At 60.7% G+C, this 7122-nt stretch carries 7 protein-coding genes; 6 read left to right on the forward strand and 1 reads right to left on the reverse strand.

The genetic code is table 11. The annotated features are described in order from the left end of the window. Positions 1–332: 30S ribosomal protein S2 (gene rpsB, locus Q0349_RS04105; RefSeq protein ID WP_298079608.1), on the reverse strand; the 332-nt coding region annotated here is incomplete at its 3' end. A 153-nt stretch (positions 333–485) separates the two neighbouring features. Here rpsB and map point away from each other — a divergent pair. The 6 genes from map to Q0349_RS04135 all read left to right on the forward strand — a co-directional run. Further along, positions 486–1286: a type I methionyl aminopeptidase gene (gene map / locus Q0349_RS04110; protein ID WP_298079609.1), complete on the forward strand. Its 801-nt coding sequence runs from the start codon at positions 486–488 to the stop codon at positions 1284–1286. Positions 1287–1360: 74 nt separating this feature from the next. Continuing rightward, on the forward strand, positions 1361–1642 hold the full coding sequence (locus tag Q0349_RS04115) for a hypothetical protein (protein WP_298079610.1): 282 nt from the start codon (positions 1361–1363) through the stop codon (positions 1640–1642). 4 nt (positions 1643–1646) lie between these two features. Then, a complete protein-coding gene (locus Q0349_RS04120) occupies positions 1647–4466 on the forward strand; it encodes an HD domain-containing protein (RefSeq protein ID WP_298079611.1) in 2820 nt (939 codons plus the stop codon). A 100-nt stretch (positions 4467–4566) separates the two neighbouring features. Further along, complete coding sequence (locus Q0349_RS04125) at positions 4567–5148, forward strand: PAS domain-containing protein (RefSeq protein WP_298079612.1); 582 nt, start codon at positions 4567–4569, stop codon at positions 5146–5148. Positions 5149–5187: 39 nt separating this feature from the next. After that, a complete protein-coding gene (locus Q0349_RS04130; RefSeq protein WP_298079613.1) occupies positions 5188–6051 on the forward strand; it encodes a transporter associated domain-containing protein in 864 nt (287 codons plus the stop codon). Positions 6052–6145: 94 nt separating this feature from the next. Continuing rightward, a partial coding sequence (locus Q0349_RS04135) for a hypothetical protein (RefSeq protein WP_298079614.1) occupies positions 6146–7122 on the forward strand: 977 nt, incomplete at its 3' end.

Raw genomic sequence — 7122 nt, forward strand, 5'->3', positions numbered from 1 at the left:
ATGGACTGGCGGATGGTCTTGAAGTTGGTCATCATCCCGCCGAGCCAGCGGAAATTGACATACGGCATCCCGCAGCGGGCAGCCGCTTCGCCGACTGCTTCAGAGGCGCTGCGCTTGGTGCCGACGAACATCACGCTGCCGCCGTTGGCGACAACCGTGCCGACAAAATTCAGCGCATCGTTCAACATCGGCACCGTCTTTTCGAGGTTGATAATGTGGATGTCGCCACGCTTACCGTAAATATAAGGAGCCATCTTGGGGTTCCAGAAACGGGTACGGTGCCCGAAGTGTGCGCCTGCCTCAAACAGCTCGCGCATACTGACTTTACTCATAGTATTTACTCCATAAAGGGTTAGGCCTCCAAACGCGCAAACGCTCCAACCCGCAGGCACCCGGAGCGTCGAAAACAGCGTTTGTGTGATTTAGTTGCCAGAAAGGCGCGCGCTTTATACCATGCCCCGCCTCATTTACCAAACGAAAAAACCATGACCATTACCCTGAAAAGCGAAGCAGACCTCGCCAAAATGCGCGTCGCCGGGCGGCTCGCCGCCGACGTGCTAGACATGATTGCGCCCTACGTCGTCCCCGGCGTCAGCACCGCCGAACTGGACCGCCGCTGCCACGACTACATTGTCAACGTTCAGCAGGCCATCCCCGCCTGCCTCAACTACGGCAGCCCGCCCTTCCCTGCCTCGACCTGCATCTCCGTCAACCACGTCATCTGCCACGGCATCCCCTCGGAAAAAACCCTGCAAAACGGCGACATCGTCAACATTGACGTCACCGTCATCAAAGACGGCTGGCACGGCGACACCAACCGCACCTACCTCGTCGGCGATGTTGGCGTGCTGGGGCGCCGCCTGGTGGACATCACCTACGAAGCCATGTGGCGCGGCATCCGCACCGTCCGCCCCGGCGCGACCCTGGGCGACATCGGCCATGCCATCCAGAGCTTTGCCGAAGCCGAACGCTTCTCCGTCGTGCGCGAATTTTGCGGACACGGCATTGGCCGTGGCTTCCACGAAGACCCGCAAGTGGTGCATTTCGGCCAGCCGGGCAAAGGCCTCACCCTCGAAAAAGGCATGACCTTCACCATCGAGCCGATGATTAACGCGGGCAAAGCCGCCCTCAAAATCCTCGGCGACGGCTGGACCGTCGTCACCCGCGACCGCTCGCTGTCTGCGCAATGGGAACACACCCTCGCCGTCACCGACGACGGCTACGAAATCTTCACCCTCGGCGCCGCCGAACGCGAACGCTTCAGCCCGACCGGGCATCAAAAATAGCCCTGCAAGATGCGCTCCGGCGCATCTTTTTACATGACGCGCACCCAAAATGTAAGCCAATGGAAAATCATCCCATGAGCCCGGAAGACAAATTCACCCTATGTAGAGTCATGACAACCCTCTTTGTGGGATTTCTGATACTGCCTTACTTCGTCCTGGTCAGGCGGATTCACATCCCCTTTTGGTTTTCCAACTTATTGCTGTGCATCATGTGGCTGCTTGTCGTGGCGATGGAGCGTCTGCGCGACAAAGGCATGGGAAACAGCCCCCTTTTCGAAATCATCACCATTGTCTACGCCAGTATCGTCATGCCGCTGTTTTTGTGGACATTACTCGCCGTATACATCAATAACTGACCGCATGAACCCCCTCCCACCCGACTGGCAACCCGCATCCCTGCCGCTCCCCGAAGAAGCCGCGCGCGCCCGCGACTACCTGCGCGCCCTGCGCCATGCGCTTGCCGCGCACATCAGCGGGCGCGATTACGACGTCCACCGCCTCATCACCCACTACACCGCGCAGATTGACTGCATCATCAGCGGCCTTTACCGGCGCTGCATCAGCGACCCGCGCGTCCGCCTCTACGCCATCGGCGGCTACGGGCGCGCTGAACTCTTCCCTGCCTCCGACATCGACCTGCTGCTGCTCACCCCGGACGAAACCGACCGCGACGCCATCGAAACATTCGTCCAAACCCTGTGGCAACTCGGCCTCGACATCGCGCAGCACGTCCACCGCACCAGCGAATTGCCAACAGCGGCACAAAACGACATAGACCTCCTCACCAGCCTGTTGGAAAACCGCCAACTGGCGGGCGAAGCGCTCCCCATCGACCCCGCCCGGCCGCCGCTCATCAACAAAACCGCCTACATCCGCCACAAACAGCAGGAACAACGCGCGCGCGACAGCAAACAGCACGGCCAGCTCGAACCCAACCTGAAAAACGGCAACGGCGGCCTGCGCGACTACCAGATGATTGACTGGCTCTCCGCCTACTGCTACCACGACCGCAGCCACGCCACCCTCATCGCCCGCCACCTGATGACCGAAGGCGAATCCGCCGGACTCCGACAAAGCCGCGACGCCCTCTGGCGCATCCGCTTCGCCCTGCACCTCGGCGGCGCGCGGCAAAAAAACACCCTCGACTTTGAACAACAAAAGCGCCTCGCCGCCACCTTCGGCTACCGCGACCAGCGGCACAACCTCGCCATCGAACAACTGATGCAGCACTACTACCAGCACAGCATGCGCATCCGCCGCATCAACCAGCGCGTCGTCAGCCACATCGAAGCCGACCACCAGCCGCCGCAGCCCGCCGTACCGCTCACTGCCGACTACGCCAGCCAGCACGGCAAACTCACCCTGCGCGACCCGGCGGCATTCACCCAAAACCCGCAGCAGCCGTGGGCAATGTTCCAGTACCTGCAACAAAACCCGGCGATACACGAACCGCACCCCGACCTGGTGCGCCACATCCGCCGCCACCGCATTGAGCTGACCAACATCGCCCGCCGCCGCGACGCCGACAACCGCCGCGCCTTCCTCGCCCTGCTCGCCCGCCCCGGCACCGTGTACCCGCAACTGGCGCGCATCCACCAATACGGCCTGCTCTACCGCATCATCCCCGCCTTCGCCCACATCACCGGAAGAATGCAATACGACCTCTTCCACCAATACACCGTTGACCAGCACACCCTCAAACTCATCGAAACCCTTGACCGCATGGTGCGCCCCGACCCGGCCTACCCCGAAGCCGCCGACCTGCTGGCGAACCACAAAAACCCGGCGCTGCTCTACCTCGCCGCCCTCTTTCACGACATCGGCAAAGGCTACGACGGCGACCACAGCCAGACCGGCGCACAAATCGCCGACCTCTACGCCCGCGAAAACGACGCCATCAGCCCGGAAGACCGCGCGCAACTCGTCTGGCTCGTCGCCCACCACCTCGACCACAGCCTGACCGCACAAAAAAAAGACCTGACCGACCCGGCGACCATCGCCGCCTACGCCGCCACCATCCCCGACCGCGACCACCTCGACAACCTGTATCTCCTCACCATCGCCGACATCAGCGCCACCAACCCTACCCTCTGGAACAACTGGCGGGCGAGCCTCATCCACGACCTCTACCGCCAAACCCGGCACCAACTCGAACACCACCAGGATAGCCTGCACGAACAAGAACAACACGCGCGCGCACAAGCCAAAGCGCAACTCGCCGCCGCCCCCGCCACCATTGACGCGCTTTGGGCGCAACTCCCCGACGCCTGCTTTCGCGGCGAAACCGCCGCCGCCATCGCCGCCAAAACCCGCCATTTACTAGGCACTGCTTACCAACCAACCCCGCCCCATGACGGACTTCGCCCTGCGGACATCCACCAAACCGCTCCCTCCCCCGTGGGGGAGGGTCGGGGTGGGGGCAGCAAACCATCCACGCCAGCGACCGCATCCCAAACAAACCACAAACCACCCCCAAAGGTTGCATACCATTCGGCCCCCTCCCCCGTGGGACTGGGACAGCTCGCGCGCAGTGCGAGAAAGGGCTGGGGTGGGGGCAGCAAACCAACCGCGCCAGCGACCGCACCCCAAACAAACCACAAACCGCCCCTGACACACGGCAAACCACACGCCGTCAGCCTCATCCAGCAACACCCGCCGCGCCTCATCATCAGCAGTCCCAACCCGGCAGACATCCTCCTCGCGCGCATCACCCACTACCTCGAAAAACACAACCACAACATCCACGAAGCGCGCCTCTACACCACGCGCGACCACCGCCTCACCATCCAGGAATACACCCTCGGCGAAACACCGCCACCCGCGCCCGGCCTCGCGCGCGAACTCGAAGCACACATCGCCGACAACCGCCCGCCACCGCCGCTTGCCCGCCGCCTGCCCGGCAGCCGCGACAAACACTTCACCATCCGCCCCCGCGTCCACATTCAGCAAGAAGCGGCGCACACCACCCTCGAACTCACCTGCAAAGATCGGCACGGCCTGCTCTCGCTGATAAGCCGCATCCTGCTCGCGCACGGCGTGCACATCAGCCACGCCAAAATCAGCACCTTCGGCGAAAAAGCCGAAGACAGCTTCCACCTCACCAACGCCGCCCACCGCCCGCTCACCGACGCGGCAACCCTCACCGCGCTGCAACAGGCGCTGCTGGACGCGCTGCAATAGCGTCCCAACTGGCACAACCGCAGGGCGCGCCCTATAATATGAACAACCGGCAATCACCCGGAAAGCCACCCAACCACCTGCAAGTTAAAAGGAAAGAACGATGCCCCGCCTGCCCAACATGGTCAAACCCGCCGGCAAATCTACCCGCCACGAACTCACCTATTACGATGGCGAGCGCCGCATCGTTTACACCGTGGACGAAGGTTACAACCAAAACGACGGCACCATTCTCATCTCGCGCACTGACGCCAGCGGCATCATCACCCACGTCAACCGCGTCTTCACCGAAATCAGCGGCTACAGCCAGCGCGAACTCATCGGCGCGCCGCACTACATCATCCGCCATCCCGATATGCCCAAATCCGCCTTCAAAGACCTGTGGGATACCATCATCGGCGGCTCGGAATGGCATGGTTACGTCAAAAACCTGCGCAAGGACGGGCGCTACTACTGGGTCTATGCCACCGTCGCGCCGATTATCAGCAACGGCCTGTTCGTCGGCAGCACCTCGGTGCGGCGCAAAGTTGATGCCAAAACCATCGCCAAATACGAAGAACAATACCGCATCATGCGCCAAAACGAAGAACGCTACGGCTTTGAAGACGACGACACCGACACCGCGCCTGCACCAGGCAACAGCGTCGGCAACCTGATTGGCAAACTGTTCACCCGAAAAAAATAACCCCTAAAATACCGCCTTCCCCCAAAACCCGACCATCCCATGAGCGAAGAACACCCGGAACCCAAACCCTCGCTCCTCAGTCGCCTCACCGCGCTGTGGAGCAACAACGAAGAACCCGACTTTCACACCACCTTTCACGAACTCGTCACCCAGGCACGCGCGAGCGGTGACATCGGCGACGAAACCGCGCAAATGCTCGAACGCCTCACCACCCTCGGCGACACCCGCGTGCGCGACATCATGATCCCGCGCGGACAAATGCTGCTCATCGAAGAAGACTGGAGCCTTGAACAAATCTTCAACGTCATCATCGAATCCGGCCACTCGCGCTACCCCGTAGTGGACGAAACCCACGAACAAATCCGCGGCATCCTCCTCTCCAAAGACCTGCTGCCCTACACCTTCCGCCAGCAACTGCCGGAAGACATCAGCACCCTGCTGCGCCCGGCGACCATCGTCCCCGAAAGCAAACCGCTGGACGCAATGCTGCGCGACTTCAAGACCAACCGCAACCACATGGCACTCGTCATCGACGAATACGGCAACCTCTCCGGCCTCGTCACCATCGAAGACGTCATCGAAGAAATCGTCGGCGAAATCGACGACGAACACGACGAAATTGCCGCTTCCCCCATCACCCCCAACAGCGACGGCAGCTACCAGGTGAGCGCGCTGACACCGATTGCCACCTACAACGAAACCTTCAACGCCGATCTTTCCGACGAAGACGCCGACACCATCGGCGGCTACATCCAGCACATCCTCGGCAAAATGCCGGAAATTGGCGAAACCGCCGACCTCGGCGACTGGCAGGCGACCGTGAGCAAGGCCAACCAGCGCCAGCTCATCAGCCTGCACCTGCGCTACCGCCCGGCGGAGCCACCACCGGTGCCGGAAGACTGATTCTCCCGCCTCTCCCCGGCGGGGAGCGTATAAGGGCGGTTAAACGCTTGCAGCGTGACCGCCCGATTTTTTACCACCACGACCCCCGACTGCCATGAACGAAAACCTCGACAAACTCAAACGCGCCATCACCTACCTCTTCCGCCCCGGCAACCTGCTCTACTGGGGACTGTTTGCCCTCATCATCTACCTTAACCTGCTTGAACTCGTTAAAAACTTCAAAATTGCGATAGAAATCTACCAAGCGCACAACCTCACACCAGACTGCAATCCCTATGCACCGGATTGCTTCCAGGCAAGCATGGAAATCTCCGATGCCACACCATTTAACTTCGGCCTGTTCTTCCTGCAGATGACGGTCCTTTTCATCTTCTTCTGCAAAGTATTTGACGGCATCATGCGTATCTCCGAAGGCATGGAAGACGAACCCGTACCTTACGCCCCGGTCAGCATCATTCCCTTCCTGACCCCGCTCAAACACCTCGCTGGCATCATCATCATCTTTTTGGTGACATTGCCCCTGGCATTTCTCTTTGGCACAAAATTCTGGCAACTCTTTTTCCAAACCCTCTTTATCTTCTTCCTGCCGATAATGATCATGAACCTGCTTGGCAACGACAGCATTGCCAGCATGATCAGCCCGCGCGCCTGGATCATCACCATCAAAAACCTCGGCATTCGCGATTACCTCGCGCTGCTGTTCATTCCGGCACTGGTTACCGTACCGCTTGTCCTCCTGCTCAACTACATCGCCCGCATCAACAACCTGACGCTACTGCTTATCCTCGGCAGCATCATCACCGCCTTCACCACCGCGCTGGGACTCATCTACATCGGCTACTTCATGCGCGGCGAAGCCCCGCAGGGACTCAGCGAAGCCGAACTGCGCGTGCTGCACGAAGCCGACACCTACCGCATGGACGACGACGAAAAAAAACAATTCGCACAAGACCTGCTCGCCGCCGACACCCTGCAAGCCGAAGGCGGCTTTGAACAAATGGAGGCGCTGCTGCTGCCCTACACCAGCGCGCAAAAAAACATCGCCCAATACTTCCCCGCCTACCGTCGCCT

The organism is uncultured Cardiobacterium sp., assembly GCF_938028185.1.
GTDB lineage: Bacteria > Pseudomonadota > Gammaproteobacteria > Cardiobacteriales > Cardiobacteriaceae > Cardiobacterium.

Coding starts and splice junctions, on each gene's coding strand:
- Q0349_RS04125 (WP_298079612.1), top strand. CDS start 4,567: ATGCCCCGCCTGCCCAACATGGTCAAACCCGCCGGCAAATCTACCCGC.
- map (WP_298079609.1), top strand. CDS start 486: ATGACCATTACCCTGAAAAGCGAAGCAGACCTCGCCAAAATGCGCGTC.
- Q0349_RS04120 (WP_298079611.1), top strand. CDS start 1,647: ATGAACCCCCTCCCACCCGACTGGCAACCCGCATCCCTGCCGCTCCCC.
- Q0349_RS04130 (WP_298079613.1), top strand. CDS start 5,188: ATGAGCGAAGAACACCCGGAACCCAAACCCTCGCTCCTCAGTCGCCTC.
- Q0349_RS04115 (WP_298079610.1), top strand. CDS start 1,361: ATGAGCCCGGAAGACAAATTCACCCTATGTAGAGTCATGACAACCCTC.